The organism is Kitasatospora sp. NPDC059327 (assembly GCF_042752535.1).
Taxonomy (GTDB): domain Bacteria; phylum Actinomycetota; class Actinomycetes; order Streptomycetales; family Streptomycetaceae; genus Kitasatospora.
Genome location: NZ_JBHYYB010000012.1, coordinates 128,044 through 149,081, shown reverse-complemented (window position 1 = coordinate 149,081; position 21,038 = coordinate 128,044). Strand labels below are relative to the sequence as shown.

The 21,038-nt window shown below is 68.2% G+C and carries 9 protein-coding genes and 1 pseudogene; 6 read left to right on the top strand and 4 right to left on the bottom strand.

Features of this window, described 5'->3' with window-relative positions; genetic code table 11:
* Nucleotides 1–5: 5 nt before the first annotated feature.
* From ACFXHB_RS10640 to ACFXHB_RS10625, 4 genes are all read right to left on the bottom strand, one after another.
* Nucleotides 6–1,892 carry a hypothetical protein gene (locus ACFXHB_RS10640; protein ID WP_380573550.1) on the bottom strand — a complete coding sequence of 629 codons (1,887 nt, stop codon included), beginning with the start codon at nt 1,890–1,892 and terminating at the stop codon, nt 6–8.
* Nucleotides 1,889–2,902: a PD-(D/E)XK motif protein gene (locus ACFXHB_RS10635; protein ID WP_380573549.1), complete on the bottom strand. Its 1,014-nt coding sequence runs from the start codon at nt 2,900–2,902 to the stop codon at nt 1,889–1,891. The genes ACFXHB_RS10640 and ACFXHB_RS10635 overlap by 4 nt, the downstream gene beginning before the upstream one ends.
* Entirely contained in the window at nt 2,899–5,487 is a 2,589-nt protein-coding gene (locus tag ACFXHB_RS10630) for a Z1 domain-containing protein (RefSeq protein ID WP_380573548.1), read from the bottom strand. Before ACFXHB_RS10630 ends, ACFXHB_RS10635 begins: the two co-directional genes overlap by 4 nt.
* Before the next feature lie 134 nt (nt 5,488–5,621).
* Nucleotides 5,622–6,881 carry a DNA cytosine methyltransferase gene (locus tag ACFXHB_RS10625; RefSeq protein WP_380573547.1) on the bottom strand — a complete coding sequence of 420 codons (1,260 nt, stop codon included), beginning with the start codon at nt 6,879–6,881 and terminating at the stop codon, nt 5,622–5,624.
* A 314-nt stretch (nt 6,882–7,195) separates the two neighbouring features.
* Here ACFXHB_RS10625 and ACFXHB_RS10620 point away from each other — a divergent pair, with 314 nt between their 5' ends.
* The 6 genes and pseudogenes from ACFXHB_RS10620 to ACFXHB_RS10595 all read left to right on the top strand — a co-directional run bounded on the left by ACFXHB_RS10620 (nt 7,196) and on the right by ACFXHB_RS10595 (nt 20,602).
* Nucleotides 7,196–7,867, top strand: a complete 672-nt coding sequence (locus ACFXHB_RS10620) for a very short patch repair endonuclease (RefSeq protein WP_380573546.1) — start codon at nt 7,196–7,198, stop codon at nt 7,865–7,867.
* Between the two features lie 421 nt (nt 7,868–8,288).
* Nucleotides 8,289–12,998: a sacsin N-terminal ATP-binding-like domain-containing protein gene (locus tag ACFXHB_RS10615; RefSeq protein WP_380573545.1), complete on the top strand. Its 4,710-nt coding sequence runs from the start codon at nt 8,289–8,291 to the stop codon at nt 12,996–12,998.
* Nucleotides 12,995–14,515 carry an NERD domain-containing protein gene (locus ACFXHB_RS10610; RefSeq protein ID WP_380573544.1) on the top strand — a complete coding sequence of 507 codons (1,521 nt, stop codon included), beginning with the start codon at nt 12,995–12,997 and terminating at the stop codon, nt 14,513–14,515. Before ACFXHB_RS10615 ends, ACFXHB_RS10610 begins: the two co-directional genes overlap by 4 nt.
* Nucleotides 14,512–17,700 carry a helicase-related protein gene (locus ACFXHB_RS10605; RefSeq protein ID WP_380573543.1) on the top strand — a complete coding sequence of 1,063 codons (3,189 nt, stop codon included), beginning with the start codon at nt 14,512–14,514 and terminating at the stop codon, nt 17,698–17,700. The genes ACFXHB_RS10610 and ACFXHB_RS10605 overlap by 4 nt, the downstream gene beginning before the upstream one ends.
* Entirely contained in the window at nt 17,681–19,489 is a 1,809-nt protein-coding gene (gene drmB / locus ACFXHB_RS10600; RefSeq protein ID WP_380573542.1) for a DrmB family protein, read from the top strand. The genes ACFXHB_RS10605 and drmB overlap by 20 nt, the downstream gene beginning before the upstream one ends.
* Before the next feature lie 85 nt (nt 19,490–19,574).
* Nucleotides 19,575–20,602: pseudogene (locus ACFXHB_RS10595) on the top strand (integrase core domain-containing protein).
* Nucleotides 20,603–21,038: the final 436 nt, after the last annotated feature.

Here is a 21,038-nt window from a genome sequence, read left to right as displayed (position 1 = left end):
ACGGCTCACACGTCACCGCCCTTCCGCTCCGAGACCATGACGATCTCGGTCACGGTGTCGGGTGCGGGCGTGACGATCAGCGCCCAGACCCGCCCGTCTCCTCCGTCCGCGGAGAGTTCATCGGATCTATGGATCTCCCCCGTATCCGACCGCCACCCGAGCACGGTCGGCACGAACGCGCCCCGTGGCGGTTCGCCCTCTCGACCCAGGGCGTCGTTCAGCGCCACCGCGAGTCGGCTTCGGACCGTCTGTTCTCCGGTGTCGACCAGCTCGAATCTCTGCACGAGGACGGCGCGACCGTCCACGGTGTCGTGGAACGGCTCGTCCAGGTAACGCAGCCTGGCGCCACGTCGGCCGTGTGCCACGGGGCGGTCGGGCAGGTTCGACCCGGCTTCCCCGGTGTCCGAGGCGTCGGCTCCCGGACGGCCGCTGGCCGGTCCCGGGGACCGTGTGTCGCCGGTCGCCGGGAAGACCGCGGAGCCACCGAGTCCGGGGGCGCCCGCCATCAGCCCCGCCATCATCTTGCTCATACCGGCGAGCGAGACTCCGTCCCCGGCGTTGTTCACGACGGCGGCGGGTCCGGAGGCGGCCTTCATCTCGTCCGCGATCTTCTTCAGGGCGTGCTTCGCGAGCCTGCGCTCGTCCAGGTCCTGCAGCCGGTCCACCATCCAGTTGTCATGGCTGGCCGGTTCGGAGAGCGCGAAGGTGCGGTCCATGCACTCGTCGGCGCGGAAGACGGCGGCGTAGCCCCCGTGCTCCTCGAAGAACGGCGGGCCTTCGAGGTACTTCACCACGAGGTCCACAGGGCGCATGAGGCAAGTGTGATGCAGCCGGCCCCCGATTCCGGCCTCCTGGGCGGCTCTCGGCGGCTTGCCTGGGGGTGCGATGAACTTGCGTACGCCGAAGCGTCCCAGCGGTCTTTTCCTCGTCTTGTGTTCGATGAAGACGTTCATGTCGCCGTGGGCCCAGAGGAACGGGCGCAGGTGCGGCACCTCGGACGGACGGGGGACGGGGACGTCCGTCCCGTCGTACGCGATCGAGAACCGCATCGGCGGTTGCCCGCCTTCGGGGAGCATCTTGGGCCAGAGGTTCCAGACGATCGCGTCGGCGATCCAGCGCATCGCCTCGGCGTCGTCCCGCTCTCCGAATCCGGGTTCGATCACCGCGACGGTGGTGCCGGTCTCGCCTTCGGGCAACGCCCTCAGGCCGAGCCTTCGGGCGACCTCGTCGGCTTCCTCTCCGACGAGCGGTTCGACGTAGCCGTCCTGGACGCGTCCCCAGTAATGCCGGCCGGTGAACGTCTTCGGACCCTCGACAGTGTCGGTGCTGTAGCTCTCGTGGATAGCCCAACCAATGAGTCGGGTCTCCAGACGGCCGCCGACTCGGCAGCGGGTGTGGACGAGGACCGTATGCGCCTTGGAGGCGAGGTGGAAGACCACCTTGCCGTAGCCGTAGGTGCCGCCGCGACTGTCGAGGTCCTGGGAGCTGCCGGTCTTGCGGACGAAGGAGGCGAAGTCGCTGTCGCCATCGGCGACGACGTCGGCGCGAGTCGGGCCGCCGAGCCCCTTGGTGCCGGTGTCGGTGACCGTGAGGACGCGGATGACCGGTCGAGCGAGGGAGGCGCGCAGTTCGAGGTGTTCGGTCGTGGGGGCGTTCTCGAGGAGCAGGTCCCGCCAGATCGGCGCTTCGGTGGGGCTCAGGGAACGCAGCTCGACGTGGTAGTCGACCGGGCCGTCGCCGGTCCGGGCGTCCCAGCTGTTCTGCGCCGACTCGCGGACGAGAAGGGTCAGCGGATCGAGTTCGGTGGCGTCGAGGTGTCGGAGTATGCCCTCGGCCGCTCCTCCTCCACCGGGTCCGTAGGACTCGGACAGCCAGCGTGGCGTCGTGGTCACGTCGGCTCTCCCATCCGGGCGAGGACGTCGTTCACGGCCTCGTCGTCAAGGCGGTCGGTCCGGACTCCGGCGAGGTCCACGGTGTAGCGGACGTCGAGGACTCCCGCTGGTACGTCCACGCCCGGTATGGAGGTCGTGGTGAGTCTCGGGAAACCGTCATCGACGGGGTACCAGCGGCTCTCCACCGGGGTGAGCCGCAGGCCGTACTGGTCCTGGTCGGACGGGTGGTAGCCGAGGCGGGCGAGCTTGGACAGGAACGCGGCCTCGTCGTCGCACAGTTCCCTCGCGTGTGCCACGAGTTCGTCGAGGGTGCGCCCTCGTGGGTCCGGCTGAAGGCGATGCCAGGCGATGAACAGCTCGCCGTGCTCCGGCGGTTCGAGTTGGTCGAGTCCGTGGATCCGGAGGAGCCTCCGTTCGGAGGCTGCGGCGCTGCTCTTCACCTCCACGGCAAGGCGGCCGTCGGTGAAGTCGTGTCGCTCGCCCTCGGGGCCCGCCCAGTGACAGACGGCTCCCGGGTCGCATTCCAGCAGGCGGATCAGAACGAGGAGCTCCCCGAAGAGACCCACGATCTGTTCGTCCGTCAGAGGGCGCCGGCCGCCGCTGAACAGCCGGCGCCAGCGCTCCACGACCGCGCGGGCGGCACGATAGGGCCGCTCGCCGTCGGCCGCCAGCGCGACGAGCACGTCGCGGCAGAGGCCGGTGAACACATCGTCGAGTTCGCGGCTGGTGCAGGCTATGTCGGCGAAGCGGCCGTAGCTCTCGTCGTCTTCGAGCGGGCGCTCGAAGATCCGAAGCGATCCGCTGGCGACGCCCGCCGAGAGTCGCTGTCGCGTCGCCAGCGGTATCAGAAGGTGCCTCATGCCGTCCGCGTCGACCGCCGCCAGGAGCGGACCATGGGCAGTCGTCACCGGAAGGGAGGAGGTTCTCAGGACGTATCCCGCCGCGACCGGCGCCGCGTCGAGACCTCGCCAGTGTTCGTCGAGGACGAGACGGAGGTCGGGCGCGCTCATCTGCCGTCGTCCTCCATCAGGAGGGCGAGCTCGTCCTCGTCGATCGTGTCGAACTCGTCGTCGTGGACGACGCCGGAGAGATCGGCGCTGTACCACTCGACCTCGCTGTCCTCACCGCGGGGCAGGGGGAAGACGAGACCGACCCCGATGACGTGGTCGGCGGCATCCAGCGGTACGCGGCGTTCCTTCGTGGGGGGAGAGATCCGGTCGATCGGGTAGAGGGTCAGCAGAGCGGTCTCGGGACACTGCGTCTGGCGGGCCACCTTCAGGACCTTCTCCGTCATCTCCTCGAACCCGCTCAGGTCGAGGTCGACGCCGGCGTCCCGACGGCTCATGAGGGTCTTGATGTCGGCGGCGTCGTGAGCGCTCTCCAACTTCGCACGGATCACCCGGTTCACGGCGACGCCCGGGGCGAACTCGTAGGCGGCTTCGGGATCCTCGGTGAGCGGCTTGCCGATGATCGCCACGTTCCACCGCTTCAACGCCCCACCGCCCGGCGCCTTGAGCCGCCTCTCCACGTACCGACGGAGCAGATCCGCGTCGCAGTCCATCGACTTCTCGTGGAAGCGGTAGTGGCCGAGGAAGTCGAGGACCATGTCGTAGGGAACGTCGCGCAGCAGGTGCCGGCCCTGGGCCGAACGATCCTCGTGACGGGCCCCGCCGACGCGGAGAGCCTGCTCGACGAGCTCGCCAGCGGCCTTCCGGTTGGCCCGGAGCCATTCCGCGTCCGCGGTGCGGAAGTAGCGGGTCTGCACTCGCTGCCCCCCGTAGGCGGCACTGGCCTTGACCGCGTCCCGCATCTTGGTAGCGGCGGTGATGCGCAGCGCGGGATGGTTGCGGAGCCGGACGGCGAAGGTCAGCGGGGTCTTGTCCTCGATCATGTAGGAGTCGATGTCCCGCCTCATCTCCGACTCCACGGTGGCGATGTGGCGGAACCAGTCTCGCAATTCGTCGGTCATCCAGATGCGGGGGAGGTCGGCGTAGCCGTCGCGGAATCCGAACCACCGGCCCATCTGGAGCAGGGTGTCGTAGGTGGAGGCGCCTCGGACGAAGTAGCTGACGGCGAGGCCTTCGAGAGTCAGACCGCGGGAGAGCGTGTTGCCGCCGACGGCGATGGCGACGATCGGGCCGGTCTCGTAGTCGAGACGTTCGAGGCTCTTGGAGTTGTCGAGGACGACGCGGCAGTCGTCGACGACGCCGGGGAGCTTCGGGAGGAGGTCCTCGAAGGGCACCTTCCGCTCGCCCAGGTCCGCCCCGGGCACCCGGGCCGTTTCCGTGTCCCACAGCTCACGCAGTTCGTCGAGGAGCTCCGGCTCCTCGGCCGTGATCATGTCCGACATCGTGGACTTGAAGCGCTTGAGCGGTTCCTCGAAGCTCTGGTGGACCACCGTGCTGACGCTGGTATGGACGAGCATCGTCGAGTGGGGCACGCCCCGTCCGCGCACGCGTCGGGCCGCTGTGGCGAGCCAGAAGTAGAGGACTGCGGTGCGGAGGGAGCCGTCGATCTCGGGGCTGAATCCGTCGGTCTCCTCCCGGCCCGGTCGGACGAGCGCGACCTCCTCCTCCGGCACGGTCCGGATCATGTCGTAGCCGTCGGGTACCTCCTGCGGATCCTCCCCGTCCAACGGTTCCCGCCCGAACAGGACCTCGGTACCGAAGTGGCCGCGTGGCTTCGGCAGGTTGACGATGAAGTCCCGCGGATAGAGGTCCTTGGCCGTCGGGTCGATGAGGAGGTTCGCGAAGGGGGTGGCGGTGTATCCGACGTACCCGCCACGGGGGAAGAGGTCGATGATCTCGCGGATCAGCGGGTTGGTCCGCTTCGACGCGATGCTCGCCTGGTCCGCTTCGTCGTCGATGATGAGCGTCGGACAGTTCTTCAGGTACTCGGGGGCCTTCTCCAGCCAGTCCTTGAGCTTCCTGAGCCTGGGGACGTTCTTCTTCACCACGCACAGGACGTGTTGCTGGCTCTTGTGGGTGAAGAACGCGGCGGGGTTGCCAGCGGGCGGTTCGAAGTCGCCTTCGGCTCCGGTGAGGGGATGCCATTGATCGATCACCGGCTGGAGGAGTTGCCGCTCGAGGCGCAGCTGTGTCTGCCGGCGGAGACCGTTGTGGATGCCGGCGAGCACGATGAAGAACTTGTATCCGGCGTCCGCGGCCTTGGCGATCAGAGCCGTGAAGTTGGTGGTCTTGCCGGACTGTACGTAGCCCACGACGAGGCCGCGGGTGGAGAACTCCTTCTCCTTGGGGTGGTCGAGCAGCGAGACGACCTTGGTGGAGGCGGCGTCGAGGTCCCGGAGGCCGTCGCCGTGCCAGGACGGCTGCCTTCCCAGCAGGTCGTGGAACGCGGGCCAGCAGCGGTCGCCCTCCTGCGGGCCGACGTACCAGGTCTCCCGGTTGTTGCGGACGACCGAGCCGGGTTGGCGCTTGTCGCGGATCTGGATGGTCTCCCGCTGATGGCGCTCGCCGATGCGCTTGACGATGTCCTCGTCCACTCGGAACAGCTTGAGCATCGCAAGGGCCTGCTCCGGTGTATGCAGCTTGATCAAACCCCGGAAGTGCTCGTACTGCGCGTCGAACTCGTCCACAGATGCCCTTCCACCCACACCCGATCCGGCGCGAAACCCCTGTTCGGCCGGCCCCCACAACGTGATGACCGTACCGCAACGCGATCATCGTTCCCATACGCACTGATGTCACGGTCGAGCACGCCCCACGGGGGTCACGCCGCGACGAGGACCGGTTCCTCGGTGCGACGGCGACGCTTCGGAGCGGGCGCGGGGACCTGTTCGGTCTGGGCCGACAGAAGCGGTGCGAGATGCTCCGCGATGGCGCGGGCGAGGCCGACGGGCACGGCGTTGCCGATCTGGCGGGCGATCTGGTTACGGCTTCCGCACCACTTGAAGTCCATGGGGAAGCTCTGCAGGAGCGCCGCCTCAAGGTGGGTGATCGGGCGGTGAAGCCAGGGGTGGAGGTATCGACCCTTCTCCGGCTTGAAGAACTCGGTCCGGATCGTCACGGAGGGCTTGTCGCGGTACAGCCGGCCCATGACGTCGCCGGAGCCGCTCTTGTGCTTCTTCCAGCAGGCGGACAGCAGCTCGAACGGGATGTCGAACCGGTTCCCGCCCTCTGGGATGGCGGCGTAGCGCTTCATCGACTTCTGGGTGATGCCGCTTCGCCGAAGGTGCAGTTCGTCCATGGAGTACGGGCCCGGAACGCCGTTGACCGTCAACCCTCGAGCGGGCAGCTGCGGGGTCTGCTTCTTCAGGACGAGCTCGGAGATCGTCTGCCAGACGGTGCGTGGCCGGTTGACGGTCGGCCCGGGGATCAGGAGGTCGACGAGTTCCATCTCCGACAGCTGGCCGAGCCGCTTGCCCGAACCGGGGGCAGTGAGGTCCTTCCGCGCCCCGACGAGAATGGTCCGCTTCCGACGTTGGGGCACGCCGTGATCGTCGGCGTTGATCAGGTCGTGTCGGATGAGGTAGTCCTCGAGGAGGCCTCCGGGCCGGGTCTCGTTCACGAGGAGAGCGAATTCTGGGGATTGCCTGAAGGCGTCGACGTTCTCCATCACGAAGAACTTCGGCTCGGCGGCGGCGACGACGGTCAGATAGTGACGCCACAGCTGGTTGCGCTCGTCGTCGGGATCCTGGTTTCCGAGCCTGGAGAAACCCTGGCACGGCGGGCCGCCGAGGACCACGTCGGCCTTGGGGATTCCCGCCTCGCGATTCACCCAGTCGGCGATGTCGCCCTGGTGGATGTGGGCGCCGAAGTTCGCCTCATAGGTGGCCGCGGCGGCCTTGTCGAGCTCCACCGCGGCGATGGGGCGGTAGACCGACTTCCCGTGGTACCTGGCGTCGACGAATCCCTTGGTCAACCCGCCACAACCCGCGAAGAGATCGATCACCCGGAAGTCCCCGGAGTGCGGGGACTTCCCACTGTGAGGCGGATCGAATGCGCTGGTCGTGGAAGGGGTGTCGGCCATGCAGGCACTCTAGCCGGCCAGCCCTATCGGGAACAACACACAGAGCAAACCTAGACTCTACTACGCGAGGGGGGCATCACGCCGGCCCTGATTCCGCCCCGTTCCGACGGGCAGGGCTGCCCTCCGTCGGCCGGCGGCCGTATCGTCGACTCCAGAGCACACGCACGACGGGTAGGGGATCATCGGTGACTGTCGCAGCTCCAGTCGGGTCGTCGAAGCCGACGGACCGCTCATGGCGGCCCAAGCCGGGGCTCGGCACGGCCCAGCGCTCAAGGGAACAGGACCGGGCCGCCGGAGGCCACGACCACCGCCTGGTGGACGTGGGCGAAGGGCGACTCCGGCCCGCGAGCGTCGTGCTGAACAGATCCGCACGGACCGGCCGGGTCAAGGCGGCCCTGCGGTGGTCGGCCGACGGACATCGGAAGAACGTATCCCTGGGTGAGGTGGATCACCCCACGCGAGCCGCCAACCTGCGCGAGGGCTGGCACCTCGCCCAGGAGGCCGGACTGCTCACCGAGACCTCACTACCCCCGGACTCGTGGGCCTCCTCCCCCGCGACACGGGCGTCCATGCGCTCGAACACGGGCAGAGACACCACGCCCGAGCTGCGCCTGCGATCGCTACTGCATCGCGCCGGGCTCAGGTATCGCGTGGCCGCCCGGCCGGTACCCACCCTGCGCCGGACCGCCGACGTGGTCTTTACGAAAGACAAGGTCGCGGTCTTCGTGGACGGCTGCTACTGGCACTACTGCCCGGAACATCACGGCGTGCCCGCGACGAACCGGGCCTTCTGGGTCGAGAAGCTGGAGAAGAACAGAGCTCGCGACGCCGAGACGGTACGACTGCTGCAAGACCACGGATGGGCGGTCATCCGCATCTGGGAACACGTCCCCGCCGAGGAGGCGGCCCGCCTGGTGATCGAACAGGTCGACCGGGTTCGAGGGGCGGGCCCTCACCGATCTCCGCTCGTCGTCCCGCACCGATGATCACTCAGGCCACCAAGACCCCGGATACCGGGCCCAGATGACATCCCCGTTCCGCACGTTTCGACGTCGAGCGACGGTAGTCCCGCCACCCCCGTGCGGATCGGAAGATCTCGGTTAGGCCACTCATCCCGGATCCGTCTTCCCGTCAGATCCCGTGGTCTAGAGTCCTGTGCAGTGGGGATCTGCGGGGGACGTACACGTCCTGCCGGCAAGCGGTGACATGCGGGGGTCGGACTGAAAGATCGGCACACAGCCCGGCTGGCAGCCATCGATGTCGTCCTCGGGCGGGTGGGTCGGGCGACCCCGCCCACAGAGGATCTCCATACCCGATGTCGCGTGGCTCCAGGACGTCTCAGACCGCTCCGAGCGGATGTACGACTGGCCGCAGCGCGCAAGACCTGGACGCGAGGAGCACCCACCTGTGACGACGGCACGACGGTCCTGGACGCCGGACTCGTGTCTCGTGGAGGAGGTCGAGACCCAGTTCGACAGGGCCATCGCCTCCTACCGAGCGAATCCGCACCTCGTCTCCGAGCACGCGAACCATGAGGAGTCCATCCGGGTCGGGGGATACGCCACCCGCACGCTCCTGGAGTTGGTTCAGAACGCCGCCGACGCGATGTCGGGCGTAGGCGGGGACGAGGGCGGGTTCACCGGTCGCGTCGAGATCGTCCTCGACACGGAGAGTCGGACTCTCTACTGCGCCAACGACGGTCGCCCGTTCTCGAGGAACGGGCTCACCGCGATCACTCACGCGCATCTCAGCGGCAAGCGGGGCGACGAGATCGGGCGGTTCGGCCTCGGGTTCAAGTCCGTTCTCGCGGTCTCGAGCGCCCCTCAGGTGTTCAGCCGTTCGGTGTCGTTCGAGTTCAACTCTCCTGTGGCCCGGGATGAAATCGCCAAGATCACGTCGGCCGTGAAGCGGTATCCGGTTCTCCGCACCGCGACGGTCCTCGAGCCGGACGCCGCGTTCGCGGAGGACCCCGTTCTCGCGGGGCTCGCGTCCTGGGCATCCACGGTCGTGAAGCTCTCGGACGCGTCCGGCCTCGACAGGATCCGCGGGGAGATCGAGGAGTTCTCCTCGGAGTTCCTCCTCTTCGCCGGCGCCGTGCGGGAGGTGAGGCTCAGAGTGCTCGGTCACGACTCGTTCGAGACGACGCACACGTCCCGGGACCTGGGGGGAGGCGTCTTCAGGATCGAGGACCCCGACGGCAACGGCGACGAGTGGATCGTCGAGAACCGGATGCACACACCTTCCCCGGAGGCCCGCCGGCAGGTCGGGGAGGCCGTCTCCCGCAATCAGGTCAAGGTCACCGTCGCGGTTCCGAGGCGCCACGCGAGGCAGCGCATCGGGCGGTTCTGGTCCTACTTCCCGCTCCAGGACCAGACGTCGGCGTCGGCGCTCTTCAACGCCCCGTGGAGCGTGAACGACGACCGGACGACGCTGCTCAGGAACAAGTACAACCGGGAGATCCTCGGAACGCTGTCGGAGATGTTCGTCGACGTGCTGCCGCTGGTGGCCACATCCGACGACCAAGCGGCCCACTTCGACTACATGCCGGCACGAGGAAGGGAGCAGCTCTCGTTCGGCGACGAGTACTTGTGCGCGCACGTACCGGGGATCTCAGCCTCCCACACACTCGTCCCCGACGCCACGGGCACGTTGCGGAACACCTCCGAACTCACTCCGCTGGACTTCGCCGTCGAGGTCGATCAGACCGTCCATCAGGCGTGGATCCACTCCCCGAACACCGGCGACGACGTTCCGCACTGGCGTTGTTACGCGTCCCGACAACGGTTCACCCGTCTTCGGCAGCTTTTCGCGGCGTCGCCGTCCCGCGGCGTCCTCGACCAGGACGACCGGGACATGAAGCGGGCGCTGACGGAGCTGCGGAAGCGTGGGCTACTCTCCTGGCTACGCGAGTGGGCCGAGGGAACGGATGCGCCGTCCGCGGCGAACGCGTTCAAGTTCGCGCTCGGGCACCGGAGCCTGCCCGACATCGAGCGGGCCAAAGTGATCCCCACCAGCGACGGCCTCCACGCAATCGGCGACAGGAACACCGTCTTCCTGCACCAGGAGGAGGGAGTCGAGATCGAGGGGGCGGTCTTCGTCTCCGCGGGCTTCCTGACACAACCGGGGGTGGAGGCTGGCCTCAGGGGAACCGGTTTCCGGGACCTGGACCCTCTCGCAATCCTCAACGCGCGCCTCGCCGCCCTGTCGACCGAATCGGGCGACGACGAGTTCGTCAAACTCTGGACCGCGGTCCGAGGCGTCCCCGGCGCCGTCGCGCTCAAGGCTATCGCCGATCACCCAGCCACGGTCAAGGTGCCCACTCTCGCAGGCGGTTGGGCCTGGCCTCACCAAGTTCTCGACCTCGATGAGCCGTTGGGCGACGACCACACGAGGAGGTCGTTGGACCGCGAACGCTGCCTGCCAGTGGTCGCCCACGGGCTCGGGGTCGTCCGCGCCCCCGTGAAGGACTACGCGCTCGAGGACGAGCCGTGCCTCTGGCGGTACCGGGAGTGGGTCCTGGAGACGCTCAACGCCCAGCGGGGCCCGGGCGAACGTCCGCTCGAGAACATCGACTTCCTCCCCAGTGCGGGTCCGGGTCCATTCTCCGTTCTGTTGCTCCTGCGCGACGAGGGCGCGTCGAAGCACTTGCGCGCGAACTGGACAACCGGGCTGCTTCAGGCTGGTGACCAGGACTGGACCTGCGAGGACCTCGACACGGGCGCGGTGCACTCCGTCCGGTCACCGGTCCGTTGGGCGGTGGAGCAGGCCGGGCTGCTCCAGTCGAACCGAGGGTTCCACGCGCCCACCGACGTGGTGGCGCCGTCCCTCGTGCAGTACGCAAGCCTGCTTCCGCTGTTCAAGGGGTCCCAGCGGGTAGCCGACGTCCTGGAACTGCCGGACGAGCTCGACGCGGTGCCCGCCCACGTGTTCAGGGAAGCGCTCGACGCACCGCTGTTCGATCCGCACACCCGGGACACCGTGCTCGTCGACTTCGTCCGGACGGCGTGCCGTGTCGCCTATCCCGGCACCCGACCCCCCGGAATCCCCGCCAGGGTGGGGCGCGTGATCGAGCGACGTTCCCCGTCGTCGGTGTATCTCGCCACCACGGACGAGCAGGAGGACTACCTCTCTACACGTCAGCGTCCCCGCCTGAGAGTGACGGACGAACAGGCCGACGAACTCGTCGCGCTGGCGGGTTGCGGCCGGTTCGAGGACAGCTTCGCCTTCTCGATGATCGTCGAGGGCGTACAGGAGAGCGAGCGGGTGCTCGACGTCTTCACCGGGCTCCGCGGCACACTCGTGGCCGACCGCCTGGTCGACGCCACGATCACCAGGGCCGTCCAGGTGGTCAAGCGGGTGACTAAGGACGACGGCGTCGAGGACGACTCGCTCAAGTGGCACCTCGACGGGCATGATCTGGTCGCTCGCGGCGACGCGGACGAGCAACGCCTCCTGCACATCGTCAACGACGCCTTCGAGCTGCGTCTGACGAACGCCGAACTCGAGGACGTCCGCAAGGCCGGCATCGGTGACAGACTCGAGCTGCTCCGTCAGGAGGCCCTCGCCGCCACGAGCGACGAGGAACGGCTCGACGTCTACATCGGACCCGACGACCTGCGCGACGCCTTGCCCAAGGGCCTGTGGCAGGCACTCGAGGCGCAGGGTCTGGTCGACGACGACACATCCGTCGCCGACCTCTTCCTCAAAGTCTACGGCGCGGATTCGATCAGACTGCTCGTCCCCCTGTTCCGGGACATGGGCTTCCCCGACGTTCCGACGACGTGGGCCGGCGGCGCCCTGACCGTCTCCTGGCTGCGGAGAATGGGGTTCCCGGCCGAGTACGCCGGCCGTAGGACCGAACGCCAGCCCGCCGAGTTCGTCGTCCCGGGCGCCGTGAAGCTCAACAACCTCCACGACTTCCAGGCTGATATCAGTCATCGGCTAGCCGACGTGCTCACGCGCCTCGAAGAGAACGGCCGCCACCGGAAGGCGATGGTGGAACTGCCGACCGGTGCCGGCAAGACCCGCGTCGCGGTGGAGACCGTTCTCAGGCTCTTCACCGAGGGCCGTCTCTGCGGCCCGGTGCTGTGGATCGCGCAGTCGTCGGAGCTCTGCGAGCAGGCTGTACAAACCTGGAGCACGGTGTGGCGGGGGCTCGGTGACGAGCGTCCGCTGACGATCGGACGTCTATGGGAGAACAACGTCGTACACCAGCCGGACACCGAGTTCAGCGTCGTGGTGGCCACGGACGCCAAGCTCGACGTCGTCCTGGGCGCGGCCGAGTACGAGTGGTTGAGCAGGGCCTCGGCCGTCATCGTCGACGAGGGACACCGTGCGGGCGAGTCCGAGCGCTATACCCGGATCCTGAACTGGCTCGGCGTGGCCGGACGTGGCTGGGAGCGGCCTCTGGTGGGCCTTTCCGCGACGCCGTTCAAAGGCAGGTCCACGACAGGGACCGCAGCTCTCGCGAGCCGATTCGGCAAGCACAAGCTCAAGGCGTTCGAGGGGAACGTCTACGAGGAACTCGTCGCACGCGGAGTGCTGGCACGGGTCGAGCACGAGGTGCTCGACGGCATCAAGGTCGTCCTCAAGGACGAGGAGCGCGACGAGGCCACACGGCTGCGACGCATCAGCCCGGCCGTTCTGGACCGCATCGGCCAGAGCCACGTCCGGATGAAGACCCTGGTCGAGGACATCATTAGCCGCGATCCGGATTGGCCGGTACTCGTGTTCGCCCCGAGCGTCCTGTCCGCCCAGGTACTCGCCGCGACGCTGCGATACCGCGGCGTCGCGGCGGCCTCGGTGAGCGGGCAGACCGGCCGGCAGGAGCGCCGCGACATCATCGAACGGTTCAAGGCCAGGAAGATCCGTGTCCTGGCCAACTGCGACCTGTTGATCCAGGGCTTCGACGCACCGGGCGTGCGGGCTCTCTACATCGCCCGTCCGACCTTCAGCCCCAACGCCTACATCCAGATGGCCGGCCGCGGCCTGCGTGGCCCGAAGAACGGTGGAAAGGAGATGTGCCTGATCGTGGACATGGCCGACAACTTCGGAGACGTCAATTCGTTCCTCGGGTACCGCGAGTACGAGGACCTGTGGCAGGAGCAGCGCGCGTGATCCTCGTACCCGGCCTGAAGGATATCGAGCGCAACGCCGCAAGTGACGCCGAGCTCAGGCTCGCCCGTCTGCTGCGGGACGTGGAGGGCGACCCCGAGGCCGTCGCCTTCCACTCGGTGCGGTTGCGCTCGCACGCCTACAAGCAGCGGGCAGAGGCGGACTTCGTCATCCTGTGGAAGAAGGTCGTGATCGTCGTCGAGGTGAAGGGGGGCGGGGTCGGCAAACACGACGGGACGTGGTACAGCGTCGACCGACGTGGCGACTGGCACAAGTTGTCCGACCCTCCGATGAAGCAGGCCGAGTCCGCCATGTACGCGCTGAGGGACGTCCTCCAGGAGGAGGGCGCCGGCTGGTTCCCGCACGAGGCCGTCGTCGTCACGCCCGACATCCCCACGCCCCCACACGCGATCGAATGGCGCCCGACCCACTGGCTGGCGAAGGACGACATGACCGTCACAAGGCTGACGGCCGCCCTCGACCTGATCGCGAAGGCCTCGGTGGCGCCTCCGGGGAACCGGAGGCTCGCCCGGACGGAGGAGCTGCGCACGCGCCTGTTCGGGGAGTTCACGCGCATGCCCGTCGTCGACGCCCAGCGCGGCGCGGTCATCGAGGAGCAGAACCACGCCACCGCCGGCCAGGCTCGGGTCCTCGCCTCGATGGCGCGAAACCCCCGGATCATGGTGTTCGGCGGCGCTGGCACGGGCAAGTCACTCGTCCTCGCGGAGGCGGCCAAGCAGGAGGCGGACCAGGGACGCTCCGTCCTGATCACCTTCCACTCCCCCGAGCTCCTGAGTTTCTTCGCCCCCCACGTGGTCAACCTCGACATCGACATCGTTCCGTTCCACCGACTCGGGCCCGACAAGATCTACGACGCCGTGTTCGTCGACGAGGCGCAGGATCTGATGACCGCCGAGGCGATGGACACACTCGACCAGGTCGTCGCGGGCGGACGGGCCGCGGGCCGGTGGCGCATGTTCCTCGACATGAACAACCAGGCGCACGTCGACGGGAACTACGACGAGGAGATCCTCGAACTCGTCAACCCCGAGGCCTCCCTGTTCGACCTCAGTCTCAACGTGCGCAACACCCGGGCGATGGTGCACATGGTCCAGGAGTACCTGGGCGCCGACGTCGGGGACCCGGGCATCGTGCACGGTGAGAAGGTCCAGTGGCACACACCCGGCGGGGACGCCGGCGTCGACGAGGCCGAGGCCGTCGCCGGGAAGCTGGTCGCCGACGGAATCCGCAAGGACGACATCTGGATCGTCGGCGTCGCGTCCACCGACGCTCCGGCCAGAACGGGCAACGGATTCATCGTGACGAGCCCGCGGTACGCCAAGGGCCTGGAGGCGGAACACGTCGTCGTCTGCGATCTGCCCACGACCTTCGACGAGACCGGGACGGCGGCGCTCTACGTCGCGGTCACCCGCGCCCGGGTCTCGTTGCACGTGGTCGCGTCCAAGGACGACAGGCGGCGCCTCCAGCAGCTCGTCCGATACCGGCTGGAGACCGCATGACCATGACCGCGGCGCAGAGGAGCGTCCTGAAGCACCTTCGAGCGGCCTACGTCGGACCAGACGGCGGCGACGACGAGGTGGTGTTCAACCTGCCGGACCGGCAGTACGCCGTCGGAATGCTGTTCCCGCCGATGCCGTACAGTCCTGCCGTCGCGGAAGCGGAGTCCACGGCCGGGATCGCGGACGACGTCGAGGCGGACGTGCCTCAGGGAGAGGTGGAGGAGGGCGGCGCGTCCGTGCCCCTTGCCGAGGACTGGCGCCCGTCGTCCGTCGCGATCTCCTTCGTCACGGACCGGCCCACGGTGCTCTGCGACTTCTCCGGAGGCACATACGAACCGGTCCCGGACGACGGTCCGCCGCGCTGGCGACGCCGCCCGTTCTCCTTCGAGGGGCTGGAGCTCGCCCAGAAGCTAGCCCCGCATTCACTTCGGGCGGGCGAGGTCGAGTTCGAGATCGGCTCGAGATGGCGTCGCTACGGAGACGCCCATCTGGTGACGGTCCACGCGCGTGTACGGTCGCAGTCGCAGGACAACGACCGGCAGGACATCGCCCGGATGCTCTTCCAGGTCGCTCTCCACGCCATGCCGGCTCCCGGTGGCCAGATCCTGGAGTACGACGTGCCGAGGTCCTTCGACGTGGACGGCGAGTCGGCGGAACTGCGCTTTCGTTACCGCGACAAGAAGGTCTACGCGGTGGGACACGGCATGGCGGCCGACTGGAAAGTCGAGGACGGTGTGTGCACGCGCGTCCTCCTGGCTCCCGTGCCGTCGTTCGTGGTACCCGCCGTGGAGACCGTCGGGTTCGACGTGGATTCGGAGGCGACCCGGGCACTGCTGCTGGAGAACCTGTCACGGATCGACACCCGGCCGGAGGAGGTCGTACCGATGCTCGACGCGTTCGTCCGGGCCTTCTCCGACTGGGTCTCAGAGCAGCAGGGGCGCGTCGAGGGCTTCGGTGCGGACACCCCGGTCGCACGGGCGATCACCCACCGGGCACGCACTGCCGCGGACCGGATGGCGGACGGCGTCGACCTTCTACGCGCCCCGGAGCAGGACAGGCTGAGGATCGCGTTCGCACTGGGTATGACCGCGATGAGGCTGCAGATTCGCCAGACTTCGATCAAGCGCGACGGGGCCGTGGATAACGTGGAGGAGCCCCGATGGCGCCCCTTCCAGCTCGGCTTTCTGCTAGTTGCGCTGGCCTCCACCGTCGACGAGACACACTCCGACCGGGAGCTCGTAGATCTGATCTGGTTCCCCACCGGTGGCGGCAAGACGGAGGCTTATCTCGGTCTTGCGGCGATCGAAGTCTTCCGCCGCCGGCTCGTCCACGGGGCCAAGGGCGCTGGCACCGCGGTGATCACCCGCTACACGTTGCGCCTCCTGACCGCCCAGCAGTTCCAGCGTGCGGCCTCGCTCGTCTGCGCGATGGAGCTTCTACGGCACGACGACCCGCGGACGGCGGGGATGGCCCGGTTCTCCATCGGGCTCTGGGTCGGCAACGAGGTCACGCCCCGTTCAAGGGCCGACGCCAAGGGCGCCCTCGACCGTCTGCACAAGGCCGCGAAGCCCGAGGAGGCGAACAGGTTCCAGATTGAGGGCTGTCCGTGGTGCGGCGCCCCGCTCGTGCCCGCTTCCAGGAGCATGGACCCGGGCCGGTACGGCTTCCGGCTCGTCGGCAACGACGTCCTCGTCCACTGCACCGACGGCGACTGCCGGTTCAGCGGGGGACTCCCCGTGGCCGTGGTCGACGAGGTCCTCTACGAGGATCCGCCGACGATCCTGCTCGCGACCGTCGACAAGTTCGCCCGCCTGCAGTTCAACACCACGGCGGGCGCCCTCCTCGGCCTCGGTAGGCCCTACCTGCAGCCGTCGATGATCATCCAGGACGAGCTCCATCTGCTGTCGGGCCCGCTCGGCACGACGGTCGCCGTCTTCGATGCCGTGATCCAGCTACTTCTGAGTCGGGGTGGCATCCCGCCCAAGATCATCGCCTCGACGGCCACGATCCGCGCCTCCGCCGAGCAGGTCCGAGGGCTGTACGGGCGCGACGTCGCCCTGTATCCGCCGGCGGGACTCGACGGGGACCGCACCTTCTTCTCCCGCCCCATCGAGAGCGGCGAGGGCCGCCTCTACGTCGGGCTGATGCCGCAGTCCCTGTCCCAGGTCTCCGCAGTCATCTCCGCGGCGTCGCCGCTGATCGAGATCCCGGAGGTGCTCGCCCGGACCCCCGACTCGGGAGGCACGCGCGACTCGTACTGGACCACCGTGATGTACCACAACAGCCTCCGCGAGCTCGGGCGCACCGGGACACTGGTGGTCGACGACGTCAACGGGCGCCTCGAACCGCGCTCGGACCGGCTGGCCCTGCCGCTGCGCCGCGTCAGGGCGGAGCGGGTGCTGGAACTCACCAGTAGGCGGGGTCCGGAGGAGCTGCCCAACGACCTGCGCGAACTCGGCCGCAGCGCCGACGTCACCAGCGATGCCGTCGACGTCGTCCTGTCCTCCAATATGCTCTCCGTCGGCATCGACATCCCCCGCCTGGCCCTGATGCTGATGGTCGGCCAGCCGAAGACGACCTCGGAGTACATCCAGGCCACCAGCCGGGTCGGCCGCGGGTCGAACAACGGCATCGTCACGACGCTGTTCCGCTCCAACCGGGCACGCGACCGTTCGCACTTCGAGTCCTTCCGCGGTTTCCACGAGGCGCTCTACCGCAACGTCGAACCGACGAGCGTCACCCCCTGGTCGACGGCCTCCCGCGAGCGGTCGCTGGCGGGCGCTCTCGTGGCGCTACTGCGGCACTCGCTGCCGCCCCTCGCCGCGAACGACGCCGCGGACCGCCTCGATCTGGACGACGACCGGATGCGTGAGGCGGTCGAGAGGATCGTCTCGGCGTTCGTCGCCCTGGTGAGCCGCTCGGAGGACATCGAGGCCGAGGAGACGGCGGCCCAGGTGTGGCGGCTGCTGAACGAGTGGGATCACCGAGCGAAGCGCGCCCGCGACGACCGCGCCCCACTGCTGTACGAGTACAAGAAGGCCGAGGATCGGGCGCTGCTGAAGCGATTCGACCAGAACAGGGAGGGCTGGCTCGTCGGCGACTCGATGCGGTCCGTCGAACCGAACGTCGCCGTACAGGTGCGCGAGCCGTCGGAAGGAGCCGACCGTGGAACGAATCCTGCATGACCTGCGTCTCTCGGAGACGATCACGCCCTTCGGCGTGGGGGCTGTGGTGGACGTACTCGGGGAGTCACTGATCGCCCCCGACACCTCGTGGTGGGACCGCAAGCAGGCCCCGGAGATCAGCTGCGACCGGCTGCTCGAGCGGCTGGGCGCCGGCGTGCTGCGCCAGGCACCCGCTCACGCCGGGCGGGCGGCCAAGGACACCGACCATCTGCTCTACTGGCGCTTCCCAGCATGGCGGTTCTGCGAGCAGTGCACGCGACTCTCCAAGTTCACCGGCAAGAAGAACGGCCGTTGGATCAACAAGTGCGCCTGCGGCGGGGCGCTCGTTCCGATGCGCTACGTCGCCGTCTGCCGGAGGGGCAGCCACATCCAGGACATTCCCTGGTTCAAGTGGGCGCACCGCGGCACCGACGGTGGCATCACCGAGGTCGTACGACACTGCCGCGCGTTCACGGAACTGAAGTTCGTCCGCTCGATGCGGCACGGTGAGGGTCTGGCCGCGCTCCGCGTCCACTGCACCGCGTGCAAGCGCTCCCGCCCGCTCTCCGATCTGGCCGGCGAGGACTCCCTGCACCGCGACTACATCCGTTGCGACGGCACCCAACCCTGGGAAGAGCCGAAGCCTGGAGACGCCTGCGACCACCGGCTCGTCGCCGTCCAGCGCGGTGCCACCGGCAACTACATCGCCGAACGCCTCTCGGCCCTGGACATCCCCGAGGAACGTCCGCAGTCCGTGCAGGTCACGGACCGCATCCGAGGCCACGTCTACTTCGACAGGATGGTCGCCGACAACGGCGGTCCGCAGGCTGAGATGGTGGCCGAATGGATCGCGGCCGAGGTCGGGGTGACCGCGGAGGAGGTCAAGCGCGTCGCGGCCGGGGACGACGACTCCGCGGACACCCCTCTCCTCGATCTTAAGGACGGCGAGTGGGCCGCGTTCCTCGGGAAGCTCGAAGCCGGAAGGGACGACGCCGCAGGCGACTTCGTCGTCGACGGGTGGAAGGTCCCCACCGACCCGAAATGGCCCTCCTCTCTGACGAGCCACCTCGTCGACGTCGGTCAGGTCCGGCGCGTCCGGGAGGTACGGGCCCTCAAGGGCTTCCGACGCCACGACGCCGAGGCCGACTTCATCCCGGCCGACCTCGGCCCCGATCGGCGGCGCATGCCGGTCTACCCGGCCGTCGAGGTGTTCGGCGAGGGGATCTTCCTCCGCTTCGACGAGGAGCGGCTCTCACGATGGGAGAACCTGCCAAAGGTCCGTGACCGAGCCGAGATCCTGGTGGACCGACGCGCGACGAGCCCCTGGGCCCACCGCCTCGACGCCCCCGAACCCCGCTTCATCGCCCTGCACACGATCGCCCACCTACTCATCCGCAGGCTCGCGTTCGCCAGCGGCTACGCGTCGGCTGCACTCCAGGAACGCGTCTACGCCAACTCCGAGCGCTCGGACCACACCGCTGGCATCCTGATCTACACCGCCGCCGGCGATGCCCAGGGAACGCTCGGCGGACTCGTCCGACTCGGAGCACCGGACAAGCTCGTCCCGCTGCTGCTTGCCGCCCTCAACGACGCGGACGTCTGCTCGAACGATCCCGTCTGCATCGAGAGCGACCACCAGGGCTCTTCGTCCCTCAACCTGTCAGCGTGTCACGGCTGCACGCTCGTCAGCGAGACCTCCTGCGAGACGGCGAATCGCCTGCTGGATCGCCAACTCGTCCTCGGTGGCCGGAACGTACCCGGCCTTCTCGAGAAGGTCCTCGACGAGGTCCGACGCGGGGCGATCGTGTAAACCTATGGTGTGCCGTTCGGAAGCTCATCGGTGCTGCTAGGAGTGGGTCTGGCGCGCCGTCACGGCCTGCTGGAACCCTGTCCAGGTGATCGTCTCACTGGTGTATCAGGTGGCGCGGAAACCGCTGTCGGTTCCGGCGATGCCGCTGCGCCGGAACGCGGCCAAAGACGCCGAACTGCTGGTGCCACGGCATGAGAACGCGGTACTGCGCAGGCAACTCACCGCGCCGGTGCGGTACGAGCCGGCGGACCGGCTGTGGTTCGCGGCGCTGTCCTCGCTGATCCCCAGGCGCCGGTGGGCGAAGGTGTTTCCGGTGACGCCCGGGACTCTGCTCGCGCGGCGCCGCAGGCTGGTCACCCGGAAGTGGGACTACGGCAAGCGGCGGGGCAGGCCCGGCAGGCCGCCGACCGCAAGCGCGCTGAAGAGGCTGGTGCCGCGGCCGGCCAAGGAGAATCCGCGCTGGGGCTGCCGTCGGATCCAAGGCGAACCGGTCCGCCTCGGGCATCCAATCGGCACGACGACGGTCTGGGAGATCCTGACGGCGGCAGGCCGAGGGTGTCGTCGCCTGCGACTTCGTGCACATCGATCTGGTCGACCTGCCGCCGGGTGTATGCGCTGATGTTCCTCGACCACGGCACGCGCCGACTGCACGTCACCGGGGTGACCGCCCATCCGACGCGTCCCTGGGCGGTGCAACAGGCGAGAAACCTCGCGAACGAGCTGGGCGCCCGGGTCGAATCACCGCGTTTCCCGATCCGCGACCGGGACGCGAAGTACACCGCGTCCTTCGACGCTGTCTTCGAGGCTGAGGACGTGGAGGTCATCGAAACGCCACCCCGTGCTCCGCGAGCGAACGCCCACTGCGAACGAGTCATCGGAACCCTGCGGCGCGAAGTCCTCGACCACCTGCTGATATGGAACGAGACCCACGCCCAGCAGGTCCTCGACGCCTACACCCGGCACTACAACCGCCATCGCCCACACCAGGCTCGAAATCAGCCCCCTCCGCTCGCCCAAGAGCACCCAGTGCCCAAAGACGACCTGACCGCTGACCGGCTCCTACGCACCCGACTGCTCGGCGGCGTCATCAACGAGTACAGATACACGGCCTGACCAGCAGCGACCAGTTACCGAACGGCACACCCATCGGGGAGCGTTGCCCCCGACCTCCTGGGCCCTGGTCCCAAAGTGGTCCCAAACAGTATGCGAACCAATTTCCATGGTCCCTGACGGGGCGTCATGCAAAAGGCCGCTGACCTGGGATTTCTCCCGGCCAACGGCCTTTCCGACTCACGTCGGGACGACAGGATTTGAACCTGCGACCCCTTGACCCCCAGTTTAGTAGGGATATCCTACTATCCCTCAAAATGCGCCCACGCGCACGTCGTGCATGTGCAGACGAGCATGTTTCGCGCACCTCGCGCGGCAGCGCGCATGACGTTTGGTCCCCAGCTGGTCCCCAGGTCGGGGGCTTGACGGAGGGTCCGGGTGACGTTCATGCCTCCAGGGTAACGTCACTCCGGCCTTCAATCCAGCGATTCCGGCAGAT